Raw genomic sequence first — 23,785 nt, 5'->3', positions numbered from 1 at the left:
CCGCTCCCACAGGGTCTCCATAATCTTCCAGTGACTACTCACCAATAGGAATGGGCGTGCCGGCGAAGAGGCCATCACAGGCCGCCGCTAGCCTGGAAGCCTATGCCGGCCGCTGTCAGCAAAGACAACGGCAGCAGCAGGGTATCAAGCAACATGCTCCCCGGCAGATCCAGGCGCGGATACGCCGGAGCGTCAGCCCCGTAATGATCCCGCGGGCAACACCCGCCATTGATCACATACAAATCCAGCCGGGTACCGGCATACACCACCGGTGCGCCGGGCTTGTTGGCATCCAGCGTGCGCACCGTGGCGCAGCCCCCCAGCATCATCAGCGCCAGCAACCCCGCCAGTGCTCGCTTCAATCATCCACCCCGAAGTGGTGCTCGCCCCAACGCGGCAACATGTCCTGGGGGATGTTCAGCAGGTTGAGGATACGCGCCACGACAAAGTCGACCAGGTCGTCGATGGTCTGCGGCTGGTGATAGAACCCCGGTGCCGCTGGCAGGATTACCGCGCCCATTTGCGACAGCTTGAGCATGTTCTCCAGGTGGATGGTGGAGAATGGCGCTTCGCGTGGCACCAGGATCAGTTGACGACGCTCCTTGAGGGTAACGTCGGCAGCACGCTCGATCAGGTTGTTGCAGGCGCCAGTGGCGATGGCCGACAAGGTGCCAGTGGAACAGGGGACCACCACCATTGCCGCCGGGGCGCCAGAGCCCGAGGCTACCGGCGACATCCAGTCTTCCTTGCCATACACACGGATCTGCCCGTCGGCCGCGCCGGTGTATTCGGTCAGGAAGGCCTGCATCGCCTGGGGCTTGGCCGGCAACACAACATCCGTCTCGGTGGCCATCACCAACTGTGCGGCCTTGGAAATCAGGAAGTGCACCTCGCGGTCTTCGCGTACCAGGCAATCGAGCAGGCGAAGGCCATACTGGGCACCCGAGGCGCCCGTCATGGCCAGGGTGATGCGTTCCGGCCCGCTCACTTCAGCGCCTCGGCCAGCTTGCCGTGCAGGCCGCCGAAGCCGCCGTTGCTCATGATCACCACATGGGTGCCTGGGCGAGCCTGACCTTTGACCCGCTCGATGATCGCTTCGAGGCTATCGGCCACCACGCTCGGCACCTTGCACTGCGCGGCGGTGGCGGCCAGGTCCCAGCCGAGGTTGGCCGGCGCATACCAGATCACCTGGTCGGCGTCGTTGACGCTTTCTGGCAGGCCGTCACGGTGGGCACCGAGTTTCATCGAGTTGGAGCGTGGCTCGATCACCGCGATCACAGGCGCCTCCCCCACCCGCTTGCGCAGGCCGTCGAGCGTGGTGGCAATGGCGGTCGGATGGTGGGCGAAGTCATCGTAGATGGTCACACCTTGTACTTCGGCAACCTTCTCCATGCGCCGCTTGACGCTCTTGAACGCACTCAGGCCGTCGATGCCCATGGCCGGTACCACGCCCACATGACGCGCTGCTGCCAGGGTGGCCAAGGCGTTGGCGACGTTGTGCTGGCCGGTCAGCGCCCAGTCCACCACACCCTGCACTTCGCCCTCGAACAGTACTTCAAAGCGCGAGCCATCTGGGCTGAGCAGGCGGGCTTGCCACTGGCCGCCCTCCCCGGTGGTTTGCACAGGGGTCCAGCAGCCCATGCCGATCACACGCTCCAGCGCTTGCTCGGTGGTCGGGTGGATGACCAGGCCTTCGCTGGGGATAGTCCGCACCAGGTGGTGGAACTGTCGCTCGATCGAGGCCAGGTCCGGGAAGATGTCCGCGTGATCGAACTCAAGGTTGTTGAGGATCGCGGTACGCGGGTGATAGTGGACGAACTTCGAGCGCTTGTCGAAGAAGGCGCTGTCGTACTCGTCGGCTTCCACCACAAAGAACGGCGTGTCGCCCAAGCGGGCCGACACCGAGAAGTTCTGCGGCACGCCGCCAATCAGGAAGCCCGGGCTCATGCCGGCGTGCTCCAGCACCCAGGCCAGCATGCTGCTGGTGGTGGTCTTGCCGTGAGTACCGGCAACGGCCAGCACCCAGCGGCCTTGCAGCACGTGGTCGGCCAGCCACTGCGGGCCGGAGACGTAGGGCAGGCCCTTGTTCAGCACGTATTCAACCGCTGGGTTGCCGCGCGACATGGCGTTGCCGATGACCACCAGGTCTGGCGCCGGATCCAGCTGGGCCGGGTCATAGCCTTGGGTCAGTTCGATACCCTGGGCTTCGAGCTGGGTGCTCATTGGGGGATAGACGTTGGCGTCGGAGCCGGTGACGCGGTGGCCAAGTTCCTTGGCCAGCACCGCCAGCGAACCCATGAAAGTGCCGCAAATACCGAGAATGTGAATATGCATGGTCGACCTCGCAAAACATCGAGGCAGGGTAGCCCAGGGCGCGACAAATCGCACCCGCTGTTTCGCTCAGTCGCCCCTAGTAATGCCGTGTTTGCGCAGTTTTCGATACAAGGTATTGCGGCTGATGCCCAAGTGCTCGGCAACGCGGGTGAGATGCCAGTGTTTTGCCTCCAGTACCTCCTTCAGCGCTTGCCGCTCCGCGTCGAGCAGAACCTCGGTCCCTGCAGATTCACCCTCAATCTCTGCGGCACCGCCGGACCTGTGTGGGCGGGCGTGCCCGCGAACGAGGGCAACGCCCTCGCCCTCCATTTCCTGGTCGGACTTCTTCGTGGGCTCGCCCGCCCCCGCGAGGGATGGGCTGGTGCGGATGACTGCGGGGAGGTCCACAAAGGTAATGCGGGCATCTTCGCAAAGCGCCACCAAAGTACGCAGCACATTGCGCATCTGCCGCACGTTCCCCGGCCAGTTAAATGCGAGCAGCGCCTGCCGCGCCCGGGGCTCGATGTCTATCCATTGCCCCTGCGTCTCCTGACGCAGCAGAAAGTCCAGCAACTGCGCCTTGTCACTGCGTTCGCGTACCGCCGGCAGTGCCACCTCCAGGCCATTGAGGCGGTAATACAGGTCCTCGCGGAAACTGCCCTGTTCAACCCGTTCCAGCAGGTCACGGTGCGTAGCGCTGACGATGCGCACGTCCACCGCCTGCGGCTCTCCCCCGATCGGCACCACCTGGCGCTCCTCCAGCACCCGCAGCAGTCGGGTTTGCAGGGCAAGCGGCATATCGCCGATCTCGTCCAGCAGCAAGGTGCCGCCGTCGGCCTGCAACAGCTTGCCGCGCATGCCCTCCTTGCGCGCGCCGGTAAAACTGCCGCCGCGGTACCCGAACAGCTCACTCTCGATCAGGCTTTCCGGGATAGACGCGCAGTTGATGGCGACGAACGGCTTGCCGCGCCGCTCACTGGCCTGATGCACAGCCTGGGCGAAGGCTTCCTTGCCACAGCCGGTCTCGCCGCGCAGCAGCAATGGCACATCGCGCTCGAACACCCGCACGCTGCGGCGGAAATCATTTTGCAACGCAGGGTCAAGCAGACAGACCAGCGGCTCCACTTCAGCTGCGGGCCGCGGCTGGGCGGCCGGCACCGACCACACCGGCGCCCGGGCCTGCCCCCGCAGGCTGGCGAACACCTGGCGACCGTCCAGGGTGCGCAGCGGCCAGACAGCACTGCCGCCGGGCGTGGCACGGCTGAACATTTCGTCATGGCTGCACGCGAAAAAGCACTCCAACGGTTTGCCCAGCACGCAACCCCGTACCGTGCCCAGCAGGTTCAGTGCGCTTTGGTTGGCAGCGCAAATACGCCCATCGCCGTCGAACGCCAGCAAGCCTTCGCTGAACAGGCCGACCGACTCGGCTTGCAGGTGAAAACGCAGTAACCATTGCTGCTCGAAATGGCGCAGGAAATAGCAGCTTTCGATCATCTTCGCCGACAGGTTGACCAACGCCATGGTGTGGAACTGGCTTTGCCGCGATACGTCGGGGCGCGCAGAGGACACGTCGAGTACCGCCAGCAGGTCGCCATGCGGGTCGAACACCGGGCTGGCCGAGCAAGTCAGCCCGGTGTGACGGCCACGGAAGTGCTCGTTCTGATGGATGGTCAGCGCCTGGCGCTCGACCAGGCAGGTGCCGATGCCATTGGTGCCCTCACGCGCCTCGCTCCAGTCGGCGCCCAGCCACAGCCCCGCACGCTCGAAGCTGCGCCGCTCGGCGGGGGCACTGACGCAATTGAGGATCACCCCGCGGGCGTCGGTCAGCAGCACCGCGTGGCCTGCACCGGAAAGCTGCCGGTGCAGGCTGTTCATTTCATGGTCGGCAATTTGCAGCACCTGGTGCAGGCGCTCGCGGCTTTCCAGCAGGCGCCCATGCTCAAGCACCACCGGCGCTTCGATCACCGCCGGGTCGAGGTGGTAATCCTCCAGGCAGCGCAGCCAGGAACGGGCGATGGACGGATCACTGCCGCCCTCCCCGGCCCCGCCATGGGCAACGCTATGGACCTGCCGGGCATGGCGAGTGAAGTGATTGCTCTGCATTGTTGTAATTCTCCGCAGATAGAGCGTCAGCCCAGCATCCTCCACCCGGTTAGGCTTTGCAATGCACACGCCTGTGATGTGTCGCAAACGGCACAAAATGTCACCCCAGGCGTACCGGCGCCGGCACAGCGGTCCTTGAACAGGCCCGTAAAAATGACCCAAGTCATTGATTTGCCTGGCACCGCCAACACTGGCCCAACCCTTGCTCTATGCTTTTCAACTCCCTAAAAAGCACAATACCAAGGAGACACACCATGCGTTATGCACATCCCGGTACCGAAGGCGCGAAGGTTTCCTTCAAGAGCCGCTACGGCAACTACATCGGTGGTGAGTTCGTTACTCCGGTAAAGGGGCAGTACTTCGAAAATACCTCCCCGGTGAATGGCAAGCTGATCGCTGAATTCCCCCGCTCTACTGCCGAAGACATCGACAAAGCCCTGGATGCCGCCCATGCTGCGGCCGACGCCTGGGGCCGCACTTCAGTGCAGGATCGCTCCAACGTGCTGCTGAAGATCGCCGACCGCATCGAGCAGAACCTCGAACTGCTGGCCATTACCGAAACCTGGGACAACGGCAAGCCGATCCGCGAAACCCTCAACGCCGACATTCCGCTGGCGGTCGACCACTTCCGCTATTTCGCTGGCTGCATCCGCGCCCAGGAAGGCGGCGCTGCCGAAATCAATGAAGGCACCGTGGCCTACCACATCCACGAGCCACTGGGCGTGGTCGGGCAGATCATCCCCTGGAACTTCCCAATCCTGATGGCTGCCTGGAAGCTTGCCCCGGCACTGGCCGCTGGTAACTGCGTGGTGCTCAAGCCTGCCGAACAGACGCCGCTGGGTATCACCGTACTGCTCGAAGTCATTGGCGACCTGTTGCCACCTGGCGTGCTCAACGTAGTGCAAGGCTATGGCCGCGAAGCCGGTGAAGCCCTGGCCACCAGCAAACGCATCGCCAAGATCGCCTTCACCGGCTCTACCCCGGTGGGCTCGCACATCATGAAATGCGCCGCCGAGAACATCATCCCGTCCACCGTCGAACTGGGTGGCAAGTCGCCGAACGTGTACTTCGAAGACATCATGCAGGCCGAGCCAAGCTTCATCGAGAAGGCGGCAGAAGGCATGGTGCTGGCGTTCTTCAACCAGGGTGAAGTGTGCACCTGCCCGTCGCGTGCCCTGGTGCAAGAGTCGATCTACCCGCAGTTCATGGAAGTGGTGATGAAGAAGGTGCTGCAGATCAAGCGCGGCGACCCGCTGGACACCGACACCATGGTCGGCGCCCAGGCCTCGCAGCAGCAGTTCGAAAAGATCCTCTCGTACCTGCAGATTGCCCAGGATGAAGGCGCCGAGCTGCTCACCGGCGGCAAGGTCGAGAAGCTGGAAGGTTCGCTGGCTACCGGTTACTACATCCAGCCGACCCTGCTCAAGGGCAACAACAAGATGCGCGTGTTCCAGGAAGAAATCTTCGGCCCGGTGGTCAGCGTCACCACCTTCAAGGACGAAGCCGAAGCGCTGGCGATTGCCAACGACACCGAGTTCGGCCTGGGCGCCGGCGTGTGGACCCGCGACATCAACCGTGCCTACCGCATGGGCCGCGGCATCAAGGCTGGCCGTGTGTGGACCAACTGCTACCACCTGTACCCGGCGCATGCCGCGTTCGGCGGGTACAAGAAGTCGGGGGTTGGGCGTGAAACGCACAAGATGATGCTGGATCACTATCAGCAGACCAAGAACCTGCTGGTGAGCTACGACATCAATCCGCTGGGCTTCTTCTAGACCGCGTCGCCTTCTTCGCGGGTAAACCCGCTCCTACAGGTTCACCGTTGGTTCCAGAGCCGGTGCGGTACCTGTGGGAGCGGGCAAGCCCGCGAAGAGGCCGGACTTGCTTTACACAAAACCCAGGGCGGTAACCGTGCACCAACCGCTCTGGCTCGCTTCCTGCAGTACCCATCACCATCGGCCCGGAACCCTTCCGGCCACCAAGAAAAACAACAGGTGAATCTATGCCAAGCGAACATTCCGCCGGATCGCCGGCAGGCTCCTCCGTCGACTTCGAGAAAGTCGGCTCTGACTATTTCCAGCAACGTGAACTGAAAAAAGGCGCCGCCGGCTGGGTACTGCTGGTCGGCCTGGGCGTGGCGTACGTCATTTCCGGCGATTACGCCGGCTGGAACTTCGGCCTGGCGCAGGGCGGCTGGGGCGGCATGTTCCTGGCCACCTTGCTGATGGCAACCATGTACCTGTGCATGTGCTTCTCGCTGGCCGAACTGTCGTCGATGATCCCCACCGCTGGCGGCGGCTACGGCTTTGCCCGCAGCGCGTTCGGACCGTGGGGCGGCTTTCTGACCGGCACGGCGATCCTGATCGAATACGCCATCGCCCCAGCCGCCATCGCGGTGTTCATCGGCGCCTACTGCCAATCGCTGTTCGGTATCGGCGGCTGGATGATCTACCTGGCGTTCTACATCGTGTTCATCAGCATCCACATTTTCGGCGTGGGTGAGGCACTGAAGCTGATGTTCATCATCACCGCCATCGCCGCCATTGCCCTGGCCGTATTCCTGATAGGCATGGTGCCCCATTTTGATGCAGCCAACCTGTTCGACATCGCCAAAACGGACGCCGTCGGCGCCAGCAGCTTCCTGCCGTTTGGCTATGTCGGCGTGTGGGCAGCCATCCCCTACGCCATCTGGTTCTTCCTTGCCGTCGAAGGCGTGCCACTGGCCGCAGAAGAAACCAAGAACCCCAAGCGTGACCTGCCACGCGGCCTGATCGGCGCCATGCTGGTACTGCTGGCCTTCGCCTTGCTGATCCTGGTGGTCGGCCCGGGCGGCGCAGGCTCCGAGGCGCTGAAGGCCTCCGGTAACCCGCTGGTCGAAGCCCTGTCGAAGGCCTACGGCGGCTCCACCTGGATGGGCGGCTTCGTCAACCTGGTCGGTCTGGCCGGGCTGATCGCCAGCTTCTTCTCGATCATCTATGCCTATTCCCGGCAGATCTTCGCCCTGTCCCGCGCCGGTTACCTGCCGCGCAAACTGTCGGAAACCAACAAGAGCAAGGCCCCGGTACTGGCCTTGGTCATCCCCGGCATCATCGGGTTTGCCCTGTCGCTGACAGGCCAGGGTGACTTGCTGATCCTGGTGGCAGTGTTTGGCGCTACCCTGTCTTACGTGCTGATGATGGCTGCGCACATCACCCTGCGCATCCGCCGGCCAAAGATGGAGCGCCCCTACCGCACCCCGGGTGGCATCTTCACATCCGGCCTGGCGCTGGTGCTGGCGTGCATCGCCGTGGTCGCCGGATTCCTGGTGGACCCGCGGGTAGTCATTGGCGCTGCAGTGATCTATGCGGTATTAATTGCCTACTTTGCTTTCTACAGCCGCCACCACCTGGTTGCGGGCACACCGGAAGAGGAATTCGCCGCGATCCAGAAGGCCGAAGAGGCCCTGCACTGATCGCTGCCACCCGCCGCGGGGCAACCCGCGGCTCTGGAGATTCTGTATGGCAAGTTTCGTACACACGGTCGGCCATCTGGTCTACCGCTTCGACAGCCTCAAGGACGTGATGGCCAAGGCCAGCCCGGCACGCTCCGGGGACTGCCTGGCAGGCGTGGCGGCCAGCAACGACGCCGAGCGCGTCGCCGCGCAGATGGCGTTGGCCAACATTCCGCTAACGCACTTTCTCAATGAAGCACTGATCCCTTACGAAGCAGATGAAGTTACCCGCCTGATCATCGACACCCACGATGCCCAGGCCTTCGCCCCGGTCAGCCACCTGACCGTGGGTGGCCTGCGTGACTGGCTGCTGAGCGAGGAAGCCAACGAAGACAGCCTGCGCGCCCTGGCGCCCGGGTTGACCCCGGAAATGACCGCTGCCGTGTCGAAGATCATGCGCGTGCAGGACCTGGTGCTGGTGGCGCAGAAAATCCGTGTGGTCACCCGGTTCCGCGGCACCATGGGCCTGCGCGGGCGCCTGTCGACCCGGCTGCAACCCAACCACCCGACAGACGAACCGGCCGGTATTGCCGCCAGCATCCTCGACGGCTTGCTGTACGGCAACGGCGACGCCATGATCGGCATCAACCCGGCCACCGACAGCATCGCTTCGATCTGCGCCCTGCTGGAAATGCTCGACGCCATCATCCAGCGCTACGACATCCCCACCCAGTCCTGCGTGCTGACCCACGTCACCACCTCGATCGAAGCGATCAACCGCGGCGTGCCACTGGACCTGGTGTTCCAGTCCATCGCCGGCACAGAGGCGGCCAACGCCGGCTTCGGCATCAACCTGAACGTGTTGCAGGAAGGCTACGAAGCAGGGCTGTCGCTGAAACGTGGCACCCTCGGGCAGAACCTGATGTATTTCGAAACCGGCCAGGGCAGTGCGCTCTCGGCCAACGCCCACCACGGCGTCGACCAGCAGACCTGCGAAACCCGCGCCTATGCCGTGGCTCGTCACTTCAAGCCGTTCCTGGTCAACACCGTGGTCGGTTTCATTGGCCCGGAATACCTGTACAACGGCAAGCAGATCATCCGCGCCGGCCTCGAAGACCATTTCTGCGGCAAACTGCTGGGCGTGCCGATGGGTTGCGATATCTGCTACACCAACCATGCCGAAGCCGATCAGGACGACATGGACACCTTGCTGACGCTGCTGGGGGTGGCCGGCATCAACTTCATCATGGGCATCCCCGGCTCCGACGACATCATGCTCAACTACCAGACCACCTCGTTCCATGACGCGTTGTACGCGCGCCAGACCCTGGGCCTGAAGCCCGGGCCGGAATTCGAGGCATGGCTGGCCCGCACCGGTATCTTCACCCAGGCCGATGGCCGGGTGCGCTTCGGTGACAACCTGCCGCCGGCCTTCCGCCAGGCCTTGGCACAGCTTGCATAGGGATGACCATGGACCATCGCACGCCTACCCCCGACAACCCTTGGCTGGCCCTGCGCAACCTGACCCCGGCGCGCATCGCCCTGGGCCGCACCGGCACCAGCCTGCCGACCGGGGCGCAGCTGGACTTCCAGTTCGCCCATGCCCAGGCACGAGATGCCGTGCACCTGGCTTTCGACCACGCCGGCCTGGCCAGCCAGCTGAGTGACCGCGGGCGCGAAAGCCTGGTGTTGCACAGCGCTGCCAGCGACCGCCACCAGTACCTGCAGCGCCCGGACCTTGGCCGGCGGCTGAACGAAGACTCGATTGCGACCCTTCGCCAGCATGCCCAGGCCAACCCCGGTGGCGTCGACCTGGCCATCGTGGTGGCTGACGGCCTCTCGGCACTGGCCGTGCATCGCCACACACTGCCGTTCCTGACCCGCTTCGACGAACAGGCTGCCGCCGACGGCTGGACCTGCGCCCCGGTGGTACTGGTGCAGCAGGGCCGCGTGGCAGTGGCCGACGAGGTCGGCGAGCTGCTGGGCGCCCGGATGACGGTGATGCTGATCGGCGAGCGCCCGGGGCTGAGCTCGCCCGACAGCCTTGGCCTGTATTTCACTTACGCACCCAAGGTCGGCCTGACCGATGCCTACCGCAACTGCATTTCCAATATCCGCCTGGAGGGGCTGAGCTATGGCATGGCGGCGCACCGCCTGTTGTACTTGATGCGCGAAGCCTGCCGGCGCCAGCTTTCCGGGGTGAATCTAAAGGACGAAGCCGAGGTCCATAGCCTGGAGAATGAAGACAGCGCCAACCAGAAAGGTAACTTCCTGCTCGGCAAAGGGTAAAAAATCTGTCACGGAAGGCGGATTGCACTCGTGCCGTGCATTGGGCAGCATGCCCTTGAACGCTGCTGGCATTCCGCTGTTTCCCAAATGGACTCTGAGGGCCGCACATGCGCATCATCAAAGCAACCCTGGAACACCTCGACCTGCTCACCCCGTTGTTCGTCAAATACCGTGAGTTCTACGGGCAACTGCCCTACCCCGACAGCTCGCGCAGCTTTCTGGAAAAGCGCCTGAAGCGGGACGAATCAGTGATTTACCTGGCACTTCCGGATGATGACGACAGCAAACTGCTGGGCTTTTGCCAGCTGTACCCGAGCTACTCGTCGCTGTCGTTGAAGCGGGTATGGATTCTCAACGATATCTATGTAGCCGAGGACTCCCGGCGCATGCTGGTCGCCGACCATTTGATCCGCGAGGCGAAGAAAATGGCCAAAGAGACCAATGCTGTGCGCATGCGCGTGTCGACCAGCGCGAACAATGAAGTGGCGCACAAGACCTACGAATCCATCGGGTTTCGTGAGGATACCGAGTTCAAGAGCTACATCCTGCCAATCAGCCAGGATTGACCGGCACCGACCGCTTCGCGGGCACGCCCGCTTCCACAAGCAAGGTAGTGATCCTTGGGGGAGCGGGCGTGCCCGCGAAGCGGTTGGTAAAGGAATACCCCTCTACCGTAACCCCCCGCTACAAACTCTCCGGGCATGTTCCTGACTTAGCCGTATAATGGCTCACCTGTCATGTGTGAAAATTTACCCTCCCCCCGGTAACCAAGCCTACGCCCAAGAACACAGGTGCTGTACATGGATTTCAACCCGCTGGACCTTATCCTGCATCTCGATGCCTACCTCGATCTGCTGGTCACCAATTACGGTCCCTGGATCTACGCCATCCTGTTCACCGTGATCTTCTGCGAAACCGGCCTGGTAGTGATGCCATTCCTGCCGGGCGACTCGTTGCTGTTCATCGCCGGCGCCGTTGCGGCGGGTGGCGGCATGGACCCGGTACTGCTGGCCGGCCTGCTGATGGCCGCTGCAATCCTGGGCGACAGCACCAATTACGTGATCGGCCGAACAGCCGGCGAGCGTTTGTTCAACAACCCCAACTCCAAGATCTTCCGCCGCGACTACCTGCAACGTACCCACGATTTCTATGAACGCCATGGCGGCAAGACCGTGACCATGGCGCGCTTCCTGCCCATCTTGCGCACCTTTGCACCGTTCGTCGCGGGCATCGCCCACATGCACTACCCACGCTTCCTCGGCTTCAGCGTTGTCGGTTCGCTGCTTTGGGTCGGCGGCCTGGTCACCTTGGGCTACTTCTTCGGCAACGTGCCGTTCATCAAGCAGCACCTGTCGCTGATGGTGGTGGGCATCATCATCCTGTCGCTGGTGCCGATGATTCTCGGCTTGCTGCGTGGGCGCCTGGGCCGTACGGCCAAGGCTCACTGAACAGGTAAAGAACAAACGGCATGTGGTCATTCAGCGCCTGGCGGCGCAAGCGTACTCTGGCGCGTTACCCGATCACGCCACAGCAATGGCAGGCCGTACGCGAGCGGCTGCCGATGCTGGACGGCATCAGCGACGCTGAAGACCGCTGGCTGCGCGAAGCCTGCATCCTGTTCCTGCTCGACAAGCACCTCACCTGCCTGCCCGGGGTCGAGCTGGACGACGAACAGCGCCTGTTGCTGGCTGCCCAGGCACAGTTACCCCTGCTTCACCTGGGTGAGCTGAACTGGTACCAAGGCTTCCACGAAATCATCCTGTACCCCGACGACTTCAAGAGCCCCCAGCGCCACCGCGATGCCAGTGGCGTGGAGCACGTGTGGGACGGCGAACACAGCGGCGAAGCCTGGCAACAGGGGCCGATCATCCTGGCCTGGAACGGCGTGCAGGCCAGTGGTGGCTGGGAGGCTTACAACCTGGTCATCCATGAGCTGGCGCACAAGCTCGACATGCTCAACGGCGATGCCAACGGCCTGCCACCGTTGCACAGCGGCATGCCCGTTGATGAGTGGGCAAGCGCCATGCAGCAGGCTTACGACGACCTCAACCAGCAACTGGACGCCAACCCCGACGCCGAAACCGCGATCGACCCCTATGCTGCGGAAAACCCGGCAGAGTTCTTTGCCGTTACCAGCGAGTACTTCTTTAGTGCCCCTGACCTGCTTCATCAGGCTTATCCACAGGTCTACCACCAGTTGTCGCTGTTCTACCGGCAAGACCCGCTGGCGCGCCTGTGCCGGCTGCAGGCGGAACACCCCGAGTACCGCGAAAGCCACGCCTGACGGGCCCGCACATCAGGCCAAGCGTGGCGTGCCCCGGCAGAATGTGCCTATAATCGCCGCCACTTTTTGGTCAAACACGGGGGCACTGCCCAATGAGCTACAGCAAGATTCCGGCGGGCAAAGACCTGCCGAACGACATCTACGTCGCCATCGAGATCCCGGCCAACCACGCGCCGATCAAATACGAAATCGACAAGGACAGCGACACGCTGTTCGTCGACCGTTTCATGGCTACCCCAATGTTCTACCCAGCCAACTATGGCTTCATCCCGAACACCCTGGCTGACGACGGTGACCCGCTGGACGTGCTGGTGGTTACCCCTTACCCAGTGGCCCCAGGCTCGGTTATCCGCGCCCGTCCGGTTGGCGTGCTGAACATGACCGACGACGGTGGCGGCGACGCCAAGGTCATCGCTGTTCCTCACGACAAGCTGTCGCAGCTGTACGTTGACGTCAAGGAATACACCGACCTGCCAGCCCTGCTGATCCAGCAGATCGAGCACTTCTTTGCCAACTACAAAGATCTCGAGAAGGGCAAGTGGGTCAAGATCGAAGGCTGGGAAGGCGCCGACGCCGCCCGTGCCGCGATCACTAAATCGGTCGCTGCCTACAAGGGCTGATTTCGACTGCAGGGAAACCCCGCTTTGGCGGGGTTTTTCATGCCTGAATGGAACGCGCTCACTGCTGGGAACAAATCCTACACAGTCCTACACCAGCATCCTACAAACAGCCTCTTTTCGTACAAATCCCGTCAACACCCGGTTCATTTCCTTACTGGCAACCCGCCGCTACACTCGCCGCCATGAACACTTCCGGCGACCGCCTCAGGGCCCTGCTCCACGAATGTGGCCTGACCCCTTCCGATTTCGCCGCCCAGCGCAGCGTCACAGCACAGCACGTCAACAACTGGTTCAAACGCGGTGTGCCTTTGGCCCGACTGGACGAACTGGCCGATCTGTTCTGTGTGCACCGGCGTTGGCTGCGCACCGGTGAAGGCCCCAAACACCCCAATCCACTCCTGCGCAACGGCCGTCCACGGCCAGCGCCCGCCAACCCGCTTACCCCGCTGTCGGAACATCGTGGCCGGGTATTGAAGGTGCCCTACTACGAAGTGCGCAACGGCTTGCTGTCGCCGGTGGGCAGCAAGCACCTGCGCTTGCCGGCAAAAGCCCTGAAGGGCTTGGGTGTGCAAGCCGGCAACGCAATCTGCCTGGCAATGCCGGCCAGCAACATGCTCCCGCTGATTCCGCTGCAAGCTACCCTGGCCATCGACCTGGGCATGACCCACGTGGTCGAGGGCGAAACCTATGCCCTGCTGCAAAACGGCATGCTCAGGGTAAACAACCTCAGTCTTGGCCCGCACGACACCCTGTACCTGCACAGCCATGACCGGCGCAACTACACGGTCGAACGCTACACCGCTGCTCAGCGTCAGGCGCAGGGCCTGGAAATTCTTGGCTGGGTGTTCCACTGGTCACATTTCCGCCAGCAGCGGCCCAGTTGAAGCGCTCTGGGCAATTTTTTGCTGGGCATCCTGCGCCCGCCCTTGTATGCTACGCCGCACATTAAGCCCCGACCGGCGCGAGCCGCGTTCCAGAGGGCTCGGCGATATCCCACACGGGCATCTGCCATCTCTTTCAGGCCCTTGATGGCCACACAGTTAAGGCGATTGCGGCTTACCATAAATTAGTCGGAAGCGTCCCCGAGAAGCCGGCCACAAGCCGGCTTTTTAATTTGGCAATGCCCCGTCCTGAATAAGGTTGACACCTCCCGTTGTGCTCAGCCCCCCCGCTGTTCACGTTCAGCCCGCAAGCGATTCTGGGGTGTCGGCTTCTTCTTGTCGCGCATATAGATATCAAGTTGATATTTCGAAATCTTCCAATGGAGGGTTTTTTCTGAAGGTGAGCGTTTCGCGCCAGACTATAATAAAACGATTAGATGTGCGCTGACACGTGCGGCCATCCTTGGAGATTGCTTATTACTTATATTTAATCTGTAACGGTTTGATGTAGTGATGAGGACTTAGCATGAACGCCTTATTGAAAGAGCTGCACGCCTATCATCATGAGGTGGCTACCAAAATTACTCAGATCAAAGAATTACTGGAGAGGATAAGACACGGCTCTGCGGGTGCCGATGACTGCAAGCTGTTGTTTAAGCAACTGGAAGCCTTGCATGGTGATGCAGAGCGGCACCACCATGAAAATGAAGAGCTTATTCGGCTGGCCTTGCTGACAACCGACGCACCGATTCACCAACGGGTCATGGCCATCGAGCAAGATCATAAAGCCTTCACGCGAATTGCCGGACAGCTCAAGATGTTGGAGCAGTCAAAGCAAGAGGCCAGAGTAATTGCCGACACGATCGAAGACTTCATCAAGAAATATTATGACCATATGGATGCCGAGGAGAATATTTTCTTTCCGGTAGCAGACAAGTGGTTGTCAGACACCCAATGGCAAGAAATAAAGCATCAATGGCACTCGGAGACTTCTTGAATTAAAACCAAGCGCCTGATTAACACTTACTCTCACAACTTTGTTGCACTGATACCCGATGGTGCAGATACTCTTCTAGATTTCTCATGATTCAGCATCAAGGCCGCGCCCTTTGCAGGCACGGCCTTGTGTCGCGCTGCACCTAGCGGCTACAGATCCCGTCAGAAGTCATACCGCGCCCCAACCATCATGCTGCGCGACGGCCCGTAGAAGTTGAACGTGGAGGTCGAGCCCACCCGCGACAGGTAGTCCCGGTCGAACAGGTTATTGACGTTGAAGGTGGCGGTCAGCTTCGAAGTCACCGGGTACGACAGCATCGCATCCACCGTCGCGTAGCCCGGCGCGTCGATACGCACGCCGCCGTTTTCGGAGTAGAAGTTGCTCATCGCGGAAATTCCGCCACCAATCGCCAGGCCGGTCAGCGGCCCTTGACTGATGGTGTACTTGCTCCAAAGCGAAGCCTGGTTGCGCGGCATGATGAAGAACGTGGTTTCGGCGTCACCCTTTACGGTTTCGGTCTCCATCCAGGTGTAGCCAGCCAGCAGTTCCCAATTCGGCGTCAGCTTGCCGCTCACTTCCACTTCCGCGCCCTTCACGCGGGTCTTGCCGGATGCAACGGAATCGGTAGTGGCCACACCATCGGCATCGTACAGGGTGGTAGCGCGGTTCTTGTCGGTCAGGCGGAACACCGAGAAGCGCGTATTCAAATCGCCGCCAAAGTAGCTGCTCTTGAGGCCGAACTCGTACTGCTCGCCTTCACGCGGTTTCAACACCCGGCCACTGCTGTCGGTGTCGGATTGAGGCTTGAAAACCTGCGAGTAGCTAGCGTACAGCGCGTGGTTCTCGGTCAAGTCATAGACCAGCCCCCCGTACGGGGTGAAGTGGCCGTCCACACGCTTGCTGTCATTGGTCGATGCACCGCTGCTCAGGGTGGTGGTGTAGAAATCACCGCGGTACCAACTGAAACGGCCACCGGCAATCAGCGCAAGGCGCTCGATCGGGCGGAATGTGACCTTGGAATAAAGGCCGTATTCCTCTTCCTGCATGCCGGTCTCGGTGCTGTAGTTGGGCGACGGTTTGGCGAACTGTTTAGGCGAGTAGGTGTTGACGTTGATGGCACCCAGGTTGGTGGTGCCGTTGAGATACTCGGTGTCGTAGTTCTTGTAATCGCTGCCCACCACGAACTCGCTGACCTGGCCGAAGGTTTCGAACGGCTGGCTGTAACTGGCGTCCAGCGAGTAGGTGTCCTGGGTGAAATCACGGGCGCTGGCGCGCTCGGAGTTGGCGCCTGTGGTGGCATTGGTTGCAGTGAAGGCGTACAGGTAGTTGGTGTCGCGGTGCGAGCCACGGGCCGCGACACGGCCGTAACCGCCATTGTCGAAGCGGTGGGTCAGCTCGGCGACCAGGTCGGTGGTCTTGCCGTCGAAGTAGTTCCAGTCGGCGCCCAGGAAACGCGAATGGCTGAAGTCGGGTACCTCGCCGGACAACGTGGCCGGGTAGCCGTTGTGCGGGGTGATGTTCTTCACTTCGTGCATCAGGCCGAACGACAGCGTAGTGGCGTCGTCCAGGTCGATATCCAGCGCACCGTAATAGCTGTTGCTGGTGTTGGCGTTGTAGTCCACTTCGCCATTGGTGTCGTCACGGGATGCAATGAAGCGCCCGCGCACGCGACCGGCGGCGTCCAGCGGGCCGCTCAGGTCGATTTCTTCATGGTTGGTGTCCCAGGTGCCGTAGCTGCCTTCGATGTGGCCCTGAAACTCGGCGGTCGGGCGTTTGCGTACCATGTTGACGATACCGCCCAGTTCGCTGGTGCTGCTGAACAACCCGGCCGGGCCGCGCATGATTTCGACACGGTCGAACGCGGCCAGCGACGGTACGGTGCCAAAGATGCTGGCCATGGGGGCCGGCAGGCCATCGATGTTGAATTCGCTGTACTCGTAGCCACGGGCGTAGATCGACGAACGGCCGCTGTCGTTGGTCAGGGTGCGCAGGCCAGCGGTGTACTTGGCCAGGTCATCCAGGTGCACGAACTGGCGATCCTTGACGTAGTCCTGGGTGTAGACGGTGATCGACTGCGGGATGTCCTTGAGCGCTGCCGGCGTCTTGGTGCCCACGGTAGCGGCATCGACGCTGTAACCGCCGGTTTCCTCCGAAGGCAGCATGTCGTACAGGCGGTTGCCTTCGATGGTCAATGCAGGCAGATCAAGCGAGTTGTCTTCAGCCGCCGCCTGGGCCGCTACCGTTTCGGCCACTGCCGATAAAGAAAACGGTGCCAGCAACCCCAGCGCCAGCCATCCCCGAACCCGTTGCAAGCTGCCCACACTTTTGAAACCGGTCATGACACACCTTTCGCCCAAATGATATTGAATCGCAAACGAAACAAGTTGCTTTTTGCGAACGATACCGGAGCGAAATCCAGGGTGCAGCAGGATTAACCTTCTTAACACATCAAGGCGTTGCCCTTTCCCTGCAGCCAGTGGGATGATTCGCAACTGATAAAAGTTCTCATCAAGGCTCGCCGTGCCCACCTCACTTCTCCTTGCCGAAGACGACCCACGCCTGCTTCAGGACCTGGACCGCCATTTCCGCAACCGCGGTTTCCAGGTGCACGCCTGCGCCAGCGGCACCCAGGCCCTGAATGCCATACAGCAATCGCAGTTCGAACTGGTGCTGCTGGACATCATGCTGCCAGGCATCGACGGCCTCAGCCTGCTCGACGCCCTGCGCCGCCAGCAGGCGGTGCCGGTCATGCTGATGTCGGCACTAGGGGCCGAGCAGGATCGCATCAGCGGCTTCACCCGTGGTGCAGACGACTACCTGCCCAAGCCCTTCAGCCTGGCGGAGCTGGACGCACGGGTGGATGCCTTGCTGCGGCGCGTGGCATTCGATCGTGGTACGGCGCTGCGTGCCGACGTGGGGGAGGTGATGCTGGACCACGACCGCCAGGACGTTATCCACAACGGCAACGCCGCTGGCCTTACCGCTTCCGAATTCCGCTTGCTGGTCACGCTGCTGGCCCACCCCGACGAAGCGTTGAGCAAGCCCTTCCTGTACCAGACCGTGCTGCACAGGGCCTATACCCGACTGGACCGAGGCCTGGATGTGCATGTGTGCAACCTGCGCCGCAAACTGGCCGACATCAATGCCCAGCACCTGCAGATCCAGGCCGTGCGTGGCCAAGGGTACATCCTGGTCGACACGGATCAGGCCTGATGCGTCGCCACCCGTTGCTGTGGAAACTGGCCTTGCTACAAGTCAGCTTCTGCCTGTTGCTGATCTGGCTCATCTGGACCTGGGGCCTTTCGGTGGAGCGCAGTACCTATTTTCTATCCCAGGCCGACCAGGACTACCTGGCGCGTTATGCTCAACAGGCCGAACAGGCGTGGGAGCAGGACGGCGCAGCCGGCACCGAAGCCTGGCGCAAGCAGGTGGCACGGGCCGAGGACACCTGGGTGGCCGTGATAGGTCCACACCTTCAGAGCCTTGGCACCACGCCGCTGAGCGCCGAGGAAGCCAGCCACCTGACATTCATGCGCAAGCTCGACTGGCCGATGAGCCGGCGCCTGCAGGATGAACTGCCCTACGTCAGCATCGAATTTCCGCAACACCCCGAGCATGGCCGCCTGGTGCTGCAACTGCCCGAACGGCTGCTACCCACAGGCCTGACACCCTGGACCCATGTGGTCACGCATGGCGTTGCCCCCGCACTGCTGGCCCTGCTGCTAGGCCTTGCGCTATACCGGCATCTTGTCGTGCCGCTGAACCGCCTGCGCGACCGCGCCGACGCCCTGCGGGCCGATGATCTGGACAGCCCCGCCCTGCCCCTGCAGGAGCGGCGTGATGAGCTGGGTGAGCTGGCTCAGGCCTTCGAGCACATGGCCGGGCGCCTGCGCCAGAGCCTTGAGCAACAGCGCCTGCTGTTGCGCACGCTGTCTCACGAATTGCGCACACCGCTGGCGCGGCTGCGCATCGCCCATGACAGCGACTTGCCACCGCCGCAGCTGCGCGAGCGCCTGGACCGTGAGGTGGCCGACATGCAGAAGCTGCTGGAAAACACCCTCGACCTGGCCTGGATGGACACCGAACAGCCCAGCCTGGCGACCGAGCCGGTATTGGTGCTTTCCGTGTGGGAAGCCTTGTGCGAGGACGTCTGCTTCGAAAGCGGCTGGGACCGTGCGCGCCTGCCGTGTTCACTTGGCACCGACTGCCTGGTGCAGGCCCATCTGGACAGCCTGGCCCAGGCCCTGGAAAACCTGTTGCGCAATGCCATTCGCCACTCGCCGACCGAAGGCCAGGTCAGCCTCGATGGCTGGCGGGAGGGCGCATACTGGCACCTGCGACTGAGCGACCAGGGGCCAGGCGTACCTGATACCGACCTAGAGCGCATCTTCAAGCCCTACCAACGCCTGGCCGACAGTGGCGCAGGCTTCGGCCTGGGCCTTGCTATCGCCCGTCGCGCCATCGAACTGCAAGGCGGGCGGTTATGGGCCAGCAATGGGCACCCGGGCCTGTGCCTGCACATGACCTTGCCTGCGGCCTGAGACTGTTTAGAAAGTTAATGCGCTTTACGCTCGATCGGGACTGGTTATCATCTGGGCGCTCAAGCCTTGCGCTCCATGCAAAGCCCTGACGAGACGCCTGATGAGCAAGAAGAACCTGATGCTGGCCTTGGCACTTGCCCTGGCGGCCCCTCTTGTCCTGGCACAGCCCGAGCATGACCAGAAGATGGACACGTCGGTGCTACGGCGCCAGGACCTGGCCTATCACTTCAGCCAGTTTGATCTGGACTCGGCCGATGGCCTGCGTCACTACCGCCTGTGGGTTGGCAAGCCGAATCGTCCAGCGCCGGCATCGGGGTACCCGGTGCTGTGGATGCTCGATGGCAATGCTGCGCTGGGGACGCTGGATCAGCAGCAACTGGACAGGCTCGCCGCGGGCCAGGCGCCCCTGCTGGTGGCGGTGGGTTATCGGACCGAACTGCGCATCGACAGGGCCGGCCGTACGCTGGACTACACCCCGGCGCTGCCGGGGCAGGCGCAGCAGCGTGATCCGCTGACCGGCCAGCCCAGCGGCGGGGTCGATGCGTTCCTGGAACTTTTGACCGGGCGCATGCGCACGATGGTGTCGGCTGTGGCGCCGGTCGATCCGCAACGACAGACGCTGTGGGGGCACTCATATGGTGGCCTGGCCGTGCTTCACGCACTGTTTACCCGCCCCGGCGAATTCTGCCTTTACGCGGCTGCCAGCCCGTCACTGTGGTGGCGCGATGGCGTGATTGTCCGGGAGGCGCAAGGACTTCCCTCACGCCTGGGCGGGGCGCGCCCGCGCCTGCTGCTGATGCGCGGCGGGCAGGAGCCCGCCAACCCGCATGGTTCGCCGCACGAGGACGACGAGTTGCCTGCGCGCCGCCTGGCGGCAGATCTGGCCGCGATCAAAGGCCTCGACGTGCGCTATGAGCGCTTCGACGGTCTGGGGCATGGGCCCATGCTGGCCGCCTCCCTGCGCAGGGTGATCGAAGGCATGTCTGGCCAGTGACCAGCCCTGCGCCTGTCCGACTCAAGGTTGCGCGTACTTGAGCACGTACAGGCACAGTTCGCGGTAGACATCCACAGGCAGCTGCGACATCAGCTTCTGAGCCTGGCCGAGGGTTTTGCAATTGAGTTCGGCCATCGTCCGACGGTGTTTCAAACCCAGCAGGCCGGCATGCACCACCTGCGCATACTGAATATAGGAACAGGGGAAATCGGCCTGGGGGCTGCGCTGGACCTTGAAGTTGATCTTCAGGTCTGCTCCGCGGAAGAATGCCCTGCCCTGGTAGGTCTGCTGGGGCACGAGGAGCCCTTTTTCAGGACAGGTGCTGTGACAGACCGGCAGGCTATTCCTGTCCGTCTCCAGGCCACGTCGATAGATCACGATTTCGGAACCCGGCACCTCGATACAGGCGTTTTCGAAAGCATCGATGATGGCCCTGCCATTGATTTGCGCCTCTTCGATCTGCGTCAGGCTGACCACACGCTCGATCTCCTGATTGCCAACGCTGTTGACCACACGGTCCAGGGTCGACCAGTGGCTGAATTCTTTCTGACACGCAATCAGATGGACCTCGCTCTGATAGCCCTGCCGGGCGGCTTCAGGTGGAAAATCAGCGAAATGAGGGCTGTCGAGCGCGGTCTCCATGATGATGTTGTATTTGTTTTCCATCGCATACGTGCAAATCATTGCCCCCAGGCGCCAGATGAACGACTCGGTATGCTCATAGACATGCAGCACGCCTTTGTCTTCCATCGCCCGATAATGAGGGTGCAGTTCACGAAAATGGGTTTCGTAAAGGCGAACATAATTGTCGTAGCGCCCGCTCTTCAGCAGCGTTTTTTCCAGCAAGTACGTCTTACCCGAGCCTTGTGTACCGGCAATGATGAGCATTTTGGGCTTGAGCACGCCGTCGACGTAGTCGCGCTTCTTGTCGAACAAAGTGTCGACGACCTTTCTGAATGCGAGATGGAGATCGGTATCGGTAAAAGGATAGAGAGAGGACATGACGGTTCGTTTCCTTGGTTTGCCAATGTGACCGTCACGAAGGTAAGCGCTGCGGCAGGTGAGAAAGGAGTAGATGGTTACTGCTGCAAGTCTCGCCGAAGGTAGTAGAACCGCGGGTTGCCACTGGGGTGGCACTGTGCTGTATGCTTGGCCGGTCTTCAGGGCGGGGTGTAAGTCCCCACCGGCGGTAAATCGAAAGATGAGCCCGCGAGCGCCCCGACCATGTCGGGGGTCAGCAGATCTGGTGCAACTCCAGAGCCGACGGTCATAGTCCGGATGAAAGAAGGCGTCATGCAGGGGCCATCCGGGCGCCCTTGCGCGCGCATTTTGTTCGCCCCTAGACGTTCATCGATCATTCACGAGGAGCGTTTCATGTTCACCCAGCACCACGCGCAATTCCCCAATGTTTCCGCCGCCATCGCCGCCTTCCAGGCCGGGCGCCCAGTACTGTTGCTCGACGATGACGACCGCGAGGACGAAGCGGACATCATTGCCGCCGCCGAGAACATTTCGCTGCAGACCATGGCCATGATGATTCGCGATTGCAGCGGCATCGTCTGCCTGTGCCTGGACGAAGCCACCGTCGACGAACTGCAGCTGGCACCCATGGTGCAGAACAACCAGGCCCGCCACGGCACCGGTTTCACCGTCACGATCGAGGCGGCCGAAGGTATCACCACCGGGGTTAGCGCCCAGGACCGCATCACCACCATTGGCGCAGCACTGCGCTCCAGCGCCGAACAGCGCCATATTGTCAGCCCGGGGCATGTTTTTCCGCTGCGCGCCCGCAATGGCGGGGTGCTGACCCGCCGTGGGCATACCGAAGGTTCGGTGGACCTGGCGCGCCTGGCCGGCCTGCGCCCGGCAGCGGTCTTGTGCGAGCTGATGAACCCCGATGGCAGCATGGCCCGTGGTGAGCAGGTGGCGGTATATGCACGGCAGTACAATTTGCCGGTGCTGACCATCGAGGAGCTGGCGCGGTACCGTGAGGCAATGCTGGAACGGGAAGCAGAGCCGGCCTGATCCACCGAACCGGGACGCTTTGCGGTCCTTGTGCGAGCGGCCCTTTCGCGACATAGGGCCGTTCCTCCATCGGCCTGCATCAGCCGAGCAGTTGCCGGAAGTTTGCTCCCCCCGCCCCGCTCTGCTAGTGTCGCGCCGTTCTGAATGCCACCGAGACAGTCGCCATGGCCCGCAAAAAAGCCTCCCTCGATTTCGAGCAATCCCTCGCAGACCTGCAAGCACTGGTCGAGCGCCTGGAGAACGGCGAGTTGTCGCTGGAAGAGTCGCTGGCCGCCTTTGAACAAGGCATCGCCCTGACCCGTGACTGCCAGGGCGCCCTGGCCCAGGCCGAACAGAAGGTGCAAATTCTGCTGGAGCGCGACGGCGAACTGGCTGCCCAACCCTTCGACGCGGAGCCGGAAGCATGATTGGCACCTACCAGGCCAGTTGCCAGGCGCGCGTCGACGCAGCCCTCGAACCGCTGTTCATCGCCCCGAGCAAAGAGCTGGAACGCCTTTACGCCGCCATGCGCTACAGCGTGATGAACGGCGGCAAACGCGTGCGCCCGTTGCTGGCCTACGCGGCCTGCGAAGCCTTGGGCGCCCCCGCCGAGCAGGCCAACGGTGCAGCCTGCGCGGTCGAGCTGATTCATGCTTACTCGCTGGTGCATGATGACCTCCCGGCCATGGACGACGACGACCTGCGTCGCGGCCAGCCGACCACCCACAAGGCGTTTGACGAAGCGTGCGCCATCCTTGCTGGCGACGGTTTGCAGAGCCTGGCTTTCAGTGCCCTGCTCGACCCTTGCCTGAGCCCTCAGATCGACAGCATTCGCCTGGCCATGGTTCAGGTACTGGCCAAAGCTGCCGGCCCGGCCGGCATGGTTGGCGGCCAGGCCATCGATCTCGGTTCGGTGGGCCAGAAGCTGGACCAGCAGGCGCTGGAGTTCATGCACCGGCACAAGACCGGCGCGCTGATCGAAGCCAGCGTACGCCTCGGCGCCCTGGCCAGTGCCCGTGCCGAACCGGCGCAGCTGGATGCCCTGCAGACTTATGCACAGGCCATTGGCCTGGCATTCCAGGTGCAGGACGACATCCTCGACGTGGAAAGCGACACTGCTACCTTGGGCAAACGCCAAGGTGCAGACATAGCGCGTGACAAACCGACCTACCCGGCCCTGCTGGGCCTGGAAGCCGCCAAAGCCTATGCAATCGAACTGCGCGACCAGGCGCTGGCCGCACTGCAAGGGTTCGGCGAAAAGGCCGAGCCGCTGCGGGCCTTGGCGCGTTATATTGTCGAACGCCGTAACTAAACAGCTTCACCTATCCC

The 23,785-nt window shown here is 62.3% G+C and carries 22 protein-coding genes and 1 riboswitch; of the genes, 16 read left to right on the top strand and 6 right to left on the bottom strand.

Going from position 1 to position 23,785, the window contains the following annotated elements; all coding sequences use genetic code 11:
* Window positions 1-74: 74 nt before the first annotated feature.
* The 4 genes from V7787_RS23090 to V7787_RS23075 all read right to left on the bottom strand — a co-directional run bounded on the left by V7787_RS23090 (window position 75) and on the right by V7787_RS23075 (window position 4,416).
* Complete coding sequence (locus tag V7787_RS23090; protein ID WP_336089716.1) at window positions 75-362, bottom strand: YceK/YidQ family lipoprotein; 288 nt, start codon at window positions 360-362, stop codon at window positions 75-77.
* Window positions 359-988 carry a flavin prenyltransferase UbiX gene (gene ubiX, locus V7787_RS23085; protein WP_013970698.1) on the bottom strand — a complete coding sequence of 210 codons (630 nt, stop codon included), beginning with the start codon at window positions 986-988 and terminating at the stop codon, window positions 359-361. The genes V7787_RS23090 and ubiX overlap by 4 nt, the downstream gene beginning before the upstream one ends.
* On the bottom strand, window positions 985-2,334 hold the full coding sequence (gene mpl / locus V7787_RS23080) for a UDP-N-acetylmuramate:L-alanyl-gamma-D-glutamyl-meso-diaminopimelate ligase (RefSeq protein WP_064492931.1): 1,350 nt from the start codon (window positions 2,332-2,334) through the stop codon (window positions 985-987). The genes ubiX and mpl overlap by 4 nt, the downstream gene beginning before the upstream one ends.
* A 66-nt stretch (window positions 2,335-2,400) precedes the next feature.
* Window positions 2,401-4,416 (bottom strand): sigma-54-dependent Fis family transcriptional regulator, encoded by a 2,016-nt coding sequence (locus V7787_RS23075; protein ID WP_064492930.1) that lies wholly within the window; start codon window positions 4,414-4,416, stop codon window positions 2,401-2,403.
* A gap of 254 nt (window positions 4,417-4,670) precedes the next feature.
* Here V7787_RS23075 and exaC point away from each other — a divergent pair, with 254 nt between their 5' ends.
* The 10 genes from exaC (at window position 4,671) to V7787_RS23025 (ending at window position 14,917) form a co-directional block, all read left to right on the top strand.
* Window positions 4,671-6,191, top strand: coding sequence for an acetaldehyde dehydrogenase ExaC (gene exaC / locus V7787_RS23070; RefSeq protein WP_064492929.1), 1,521 nt, complete (start codon window positions 4,671-4,673; stop codon window positions 6,189-6,191).
* A gap of 227 nt (window positions 6,192-6,418) precedes the next feature.
* On the top strand, window positions 6,419-7,867 hold the full coding sequence (eat, locus tag V7787_RS23065; protein ID WP_003255355.1) for an ethanolamine permease: 1,449 nt from the start codon (window positions 6,419-6,421) through the stop codon (window positions 7,865-7,867).
* Window positions 7,868-7,913: 46 nt separating this feature from the next.
* A complete protein-coding gene (locus V7787_RS23060; RefSeq protein ID WP_064492927.1) occupies window positions 7,914-9,308 on the top strand; it encodes an ethanolamine ammonia-lyase subunit EutB in 1,395 nt (464 codons plus the stop codon).
* 8 nt (window positions 9,309-9,316) lie between these two features.
* Entirely contained in the window at window positions 9,317-10,135 is an 819-nt protein-coding gene (gene eutC, locus V7787_RS23055; RefSeq protein WP_010951820.1) for an ethanolamine ammonia-lyase subunit EutC, read from the top strand.
* 107 nt (window positions 10,136-10,242) lie between these two features.
* Window positions 10,243-10,701, top strand: a complete 459-nt coding sequence (locus V7787_RS23050; RefSeq protein WP_012051075.1) for a GNAT family N-acetyltransferase — start codon at window positions 10,243-10,245, stop codon at window positions 10,699-10,701.
* 234 nt (window positions 10,702-10,935) lie between these two features.
* Entirely contained in the window at window positions 10,936-11,583 is a 648-nt protein-coding gene (locus V7787_RS23045) for a DedA family protein (RefSeq protein ID WP_064492926.1), read from the top strand.
* Between the two features lie 20 nt (window positions 11,584-11,603).
* On the top strand, window positions 11,604-12,419 hold the full coding sequence (locus V7787_RS23040; protein ID WP_003255364.1) for a zinc-dependent peptidase: 816 nt from the start codon (window positions 11,604-11,606) through the stop codon (window positions 12,417-12,419).
* A 92-nt stretch (window positions 12,420-12,511) separates the two neighbouring features.
* On the top strand, window positions 12,512-13,039 hold the full coding sequence (gene ppa / locus V7787_RS23035; protein ID WP_003255365.1) for an inorganic diphosphatase: 528 nt from the start codon (window positions 12,512-12,514) through the stop codon (window positions 13,037-13,039).
* A 182-nt stretch (window positions 13,040-13,221) separates the two neighbouring features.
* Window positions 13,222-13,923: a LexA family transcriptional regulator gene (locus V7787_RS23030; protein WP_064492925.1), complete on the top strand. Its 702-nt coding sequence runs from the start codon at window positions 13,222-13,224 to the stop codon at window positions 13,921-13,923.
* Between the two features lie 523 nt (window positions 13,924-14,446).
* On the top strand, window positions 14,447-14,917 hold the full coding sequence (locus V7787_RS23025; RefSeq protein ID WP_020193843.1) for a hemerythrin domain-containing protein: 471 nt from the start codon (window positions 14,447-14,449) through the stop codon (window positions 14,915-14,917).
* 161 nt (window positions 14,918-15,078) lie between these two features.
* Here V7787_RS23025 and V7787_RS23020 read toward each other — a convergent pair whose 3' ends face one another.
* A complete protein-coding gene (locus V7787_RS23020) occupies window positions 15,079-17,256 on the bottom strand; it encodes a TonB-dependent siderophore receptor (protein ID WP_064492924.1) in 2,178 nt (725 codons plus the stop codon).
* A gap of 181 nt (window positions 17,257-17,437) precedes the next feature.
* On the opposite strand from V7787_RS23020, the gene V7787_RS23015 reads away from it, so the two are divergent.
* The 3 genes from V7787_RS23015 to V7787_RS23005 all read left to right on the top strand — a co-directional run bounded on the left by V7787_RS23015 (window position 17,438) and on the right by V7787_RS23005 (window position 20,452).
* The gene (locus tag V7787_RS23015) at window positions 17,438-18,130 is read left to right on the top strand and encodes a response regulator transcription factor (RefSeq protein WP_064492923.1); all 693 of its coding nucleotides are present in this window, start codon (window positions 17,438-17,440) and stop codon (window positions 18,128-18,130) included.
* The gene (locus V7787_RS23010; RefSeq protein WP_064492922.1) at window positions 18,130-19,458 is read left to right on the top strand and encodes a HAMP domain-containing sensor histidine kinase; all 1,329 of its coding nucleotides are present in this window, start codon (window positions 18,130-18,132) and stop codon (window positions 19,456-19,458) included. Before V7787_RS23015 ends, V7787_RS23010 begins: the two co-directional genes overlap by 1 nt.
* A 100-nt stretch (window positions 19,459-19,558) precedes the next feature.
* Window positions 19,559-20,452: an alpha/beta hydrolase gene (locus V7787_RS23005; protein ID WP_064492921.1), complete on the top strand. Its 894-nt coding sequence runs from the start codon at window positions 19,559-19,561 to the stop codon at window positions 20,450-20,452.
* Window positions 20,453-20,473: 21 nt separating this feature from the next.
* On the opposite strand, the gene V7787_RS23000 is transcribed toward V7787_RS23005, so the two are convergent.
* A complete protein-coding gene (locus V7787_RS23000; protein WP_064492920.1) occupies window positions 20,474-21,454 on the bottom strand; it encodes a zeta toxin family protein in 981 nt (326 codons plus the stop codon).
* 150 nt (window positions 21,455-21,604) lie between these two features.
* A riboswitch (FMN riboswitch) is annotated at window positions 21,605-21,746 on the top strand.
* Window positions 21,747-21,826: 80 nt separating this feature from the next.
* Here V7787_RS23000 and ribB point away from each other — a divergent pair.
* From ribB to ispA, 3 genes are all read left to right on the top strand, one after another.
* The gene (ribB, locus tag V7787_RS22995; protein ID WP_020192444.1) at window positions 21,827-22,477 is read left to right on the top strand and encodes a 3,4-dihydroxy-2-butanone-4-phosphate synthase; all 651 of its coding nucleotides are present in this window, start codon (window positions 21,827-21,829) and stop codon (window positions 22,475-22,477) included.
* A 164-nt stretch (window positions 22,478-22,641) separates the two neighbouring features.
* Window positions 22,642-22,884: an exodeoxyribonuclease VII small subunit gene (locus V7787_RS22990; RefSeq protein WP_003255380.1), complete on the top strand. Its 243-nt coding sequence runs from the start codon at window positions 22,642-22,644 to the stop codon at window positions 22,882-22,884.
* Complete coding sequence (gene ispA, locus V7787_RS22985) at window positions 22,881-23,768, top strand: (2E,6E)-farnesyl diphosphate synthase (RefSeq protein WP_064492919.1); 888 nt, start codon at window positions 22,881-22,883, stop codon at window positions 23,766-23,768. Before V7787_RS22990 ends, ispA begins: the two co-directional genes overlap by 4 nt.
* Window positions 23,769-23,785 lie beyond the last annotated feature (17 nt).

The sequence above is a fragment of the Pseudomonas sp. CGJS7 genome, assembly GCF_036961695.1.
The sequence above is the reverse complement of the archived record's forward strand: the minus strand, read 5'-3'. Positions and strand labels throughout refer to the sequence as shown.

Coding starts and splice junctions, on each gene's coding strand:
- V7787_RS23040 (WP_003255364.1), top strand. CDS start 11,604: ATGTGGTCATTCAGCGCCTGGCGGCGCAAGCGTACTCTGGCGCGTTAC.
- V7787_RS23020 (WP_064492924.1), bottom strand. CDS start 17,256: ATGACCGGTTTCAAAAGTGTGGGCAGCTTGCAACGGGTTCGGGGATGG.
- V7787_RS23045 (WP_064492926.1), top strand. CDS start 10,936: ATGGATTTCAACCCGCTGGACCTTATCCTGCATCTCGATGCCTACCTC.
- V7787_RS23030 (WP_064492925.1), top strand. CDS start 13,222: ATGAACACTTCCGGCGACCGCCTCAGGGCCCTGCTCCACGAATGTGGC.
- V7787_RS23025 (WP_020193843.1), top strand. CDS start 14,447: ATGAACGCCTTATTGAAAGAGCTGCACGCCTATCATCATGAGGTGGCT.
- V7787_RS22990 (WP_003255380.1), top strand. CDS start 22,642: ATGGCCCGCAAAAAAGCCTCCCTCGATTTCGAGCAATCCCTCGCAGAC.
- ribB (WP_020192444.1), top strand. CDS start 21,827: ATGTTCACCCAGCACCACGCGCAATTCCCCAATGTTTCCGCCGCCATC.
- mpl (WP_064492931.1), bottom strand. CDS start 2,334: ATGCATATTCACATTCTCGGTATTTGCGGCACTTTCATGGGTTCGCTG.
- exaC (WP_064492929.1), top strand. CDS start 4,671: ATGCGTTATGCACATCCCGGTACCGAAGGCGCGAAGGTTTCCTTCAAG.
- ispA (WP_064492919.1), top strand. CDS start 22,881: ATGATTGGCACCTACCAGGCCAGTTGCCAGGCGCGCGTCGACGCAGCC.
- ppa (WP_003255365.1), top strand. CDS start 12,512: ATGAGCTACAGCAAGATTCCGGCGGGCAAAGACCTGCCGAACGACATC.
- V7787_RS23075 (WP_064492930.1), bottom strand. CDS start 4,416: ATGCAGAGCAATCACTTCACTCGCCATGCCCGGCAGGTCCATAGCGTT.
- V7787_RS23005 (WP_064492921.1), top strand. CDS start 19,559: ATGAGCAAGAAGAACCTGATGCTGGCCTTGGCACTTGCCCTGGCGGCC.
- V7787_RS23000 (WP_064492920.1), bottom strand. CDS start 21,454: ATGTCCTCTCTCTATCCTTTTACCGATACCGATCTCCATCTCGCATTC.
- eat (WP_003255355.1), top strand. CDS start 6,419: ATGCCAAGCGAACATTCCGCCGGATCGCCGGCAGGCTCCTCCGTCGAC.
- V7787_RS23050 (WP_012051075.1), top strand. CDS start 10,243: ATGCGCATCATCAAAGCAACCCTGGAACACCTCGACCTGCTCACCCCG.
- eutC (WP_010951820.1), top strand. CDS start 9,317: ATGGACCATCGCACGCCTACCCCCGACAACCCTTGGCTGGCCCTGCGC.
- V7787_RS23060 (WP_064492927.1), top strand. CDS start 7,914: ATGGCAAGTTTCGTACACACGGTCGGCCATCTGGTCTACCGCTTCGAC.
- V7787_RS23010 (WP_064492922.1), top strand. CDS start 18,130: ATGCGTCGCCACCCGTTGCTGTGGAAACTGGCCTTGCTACAAGTCAGC.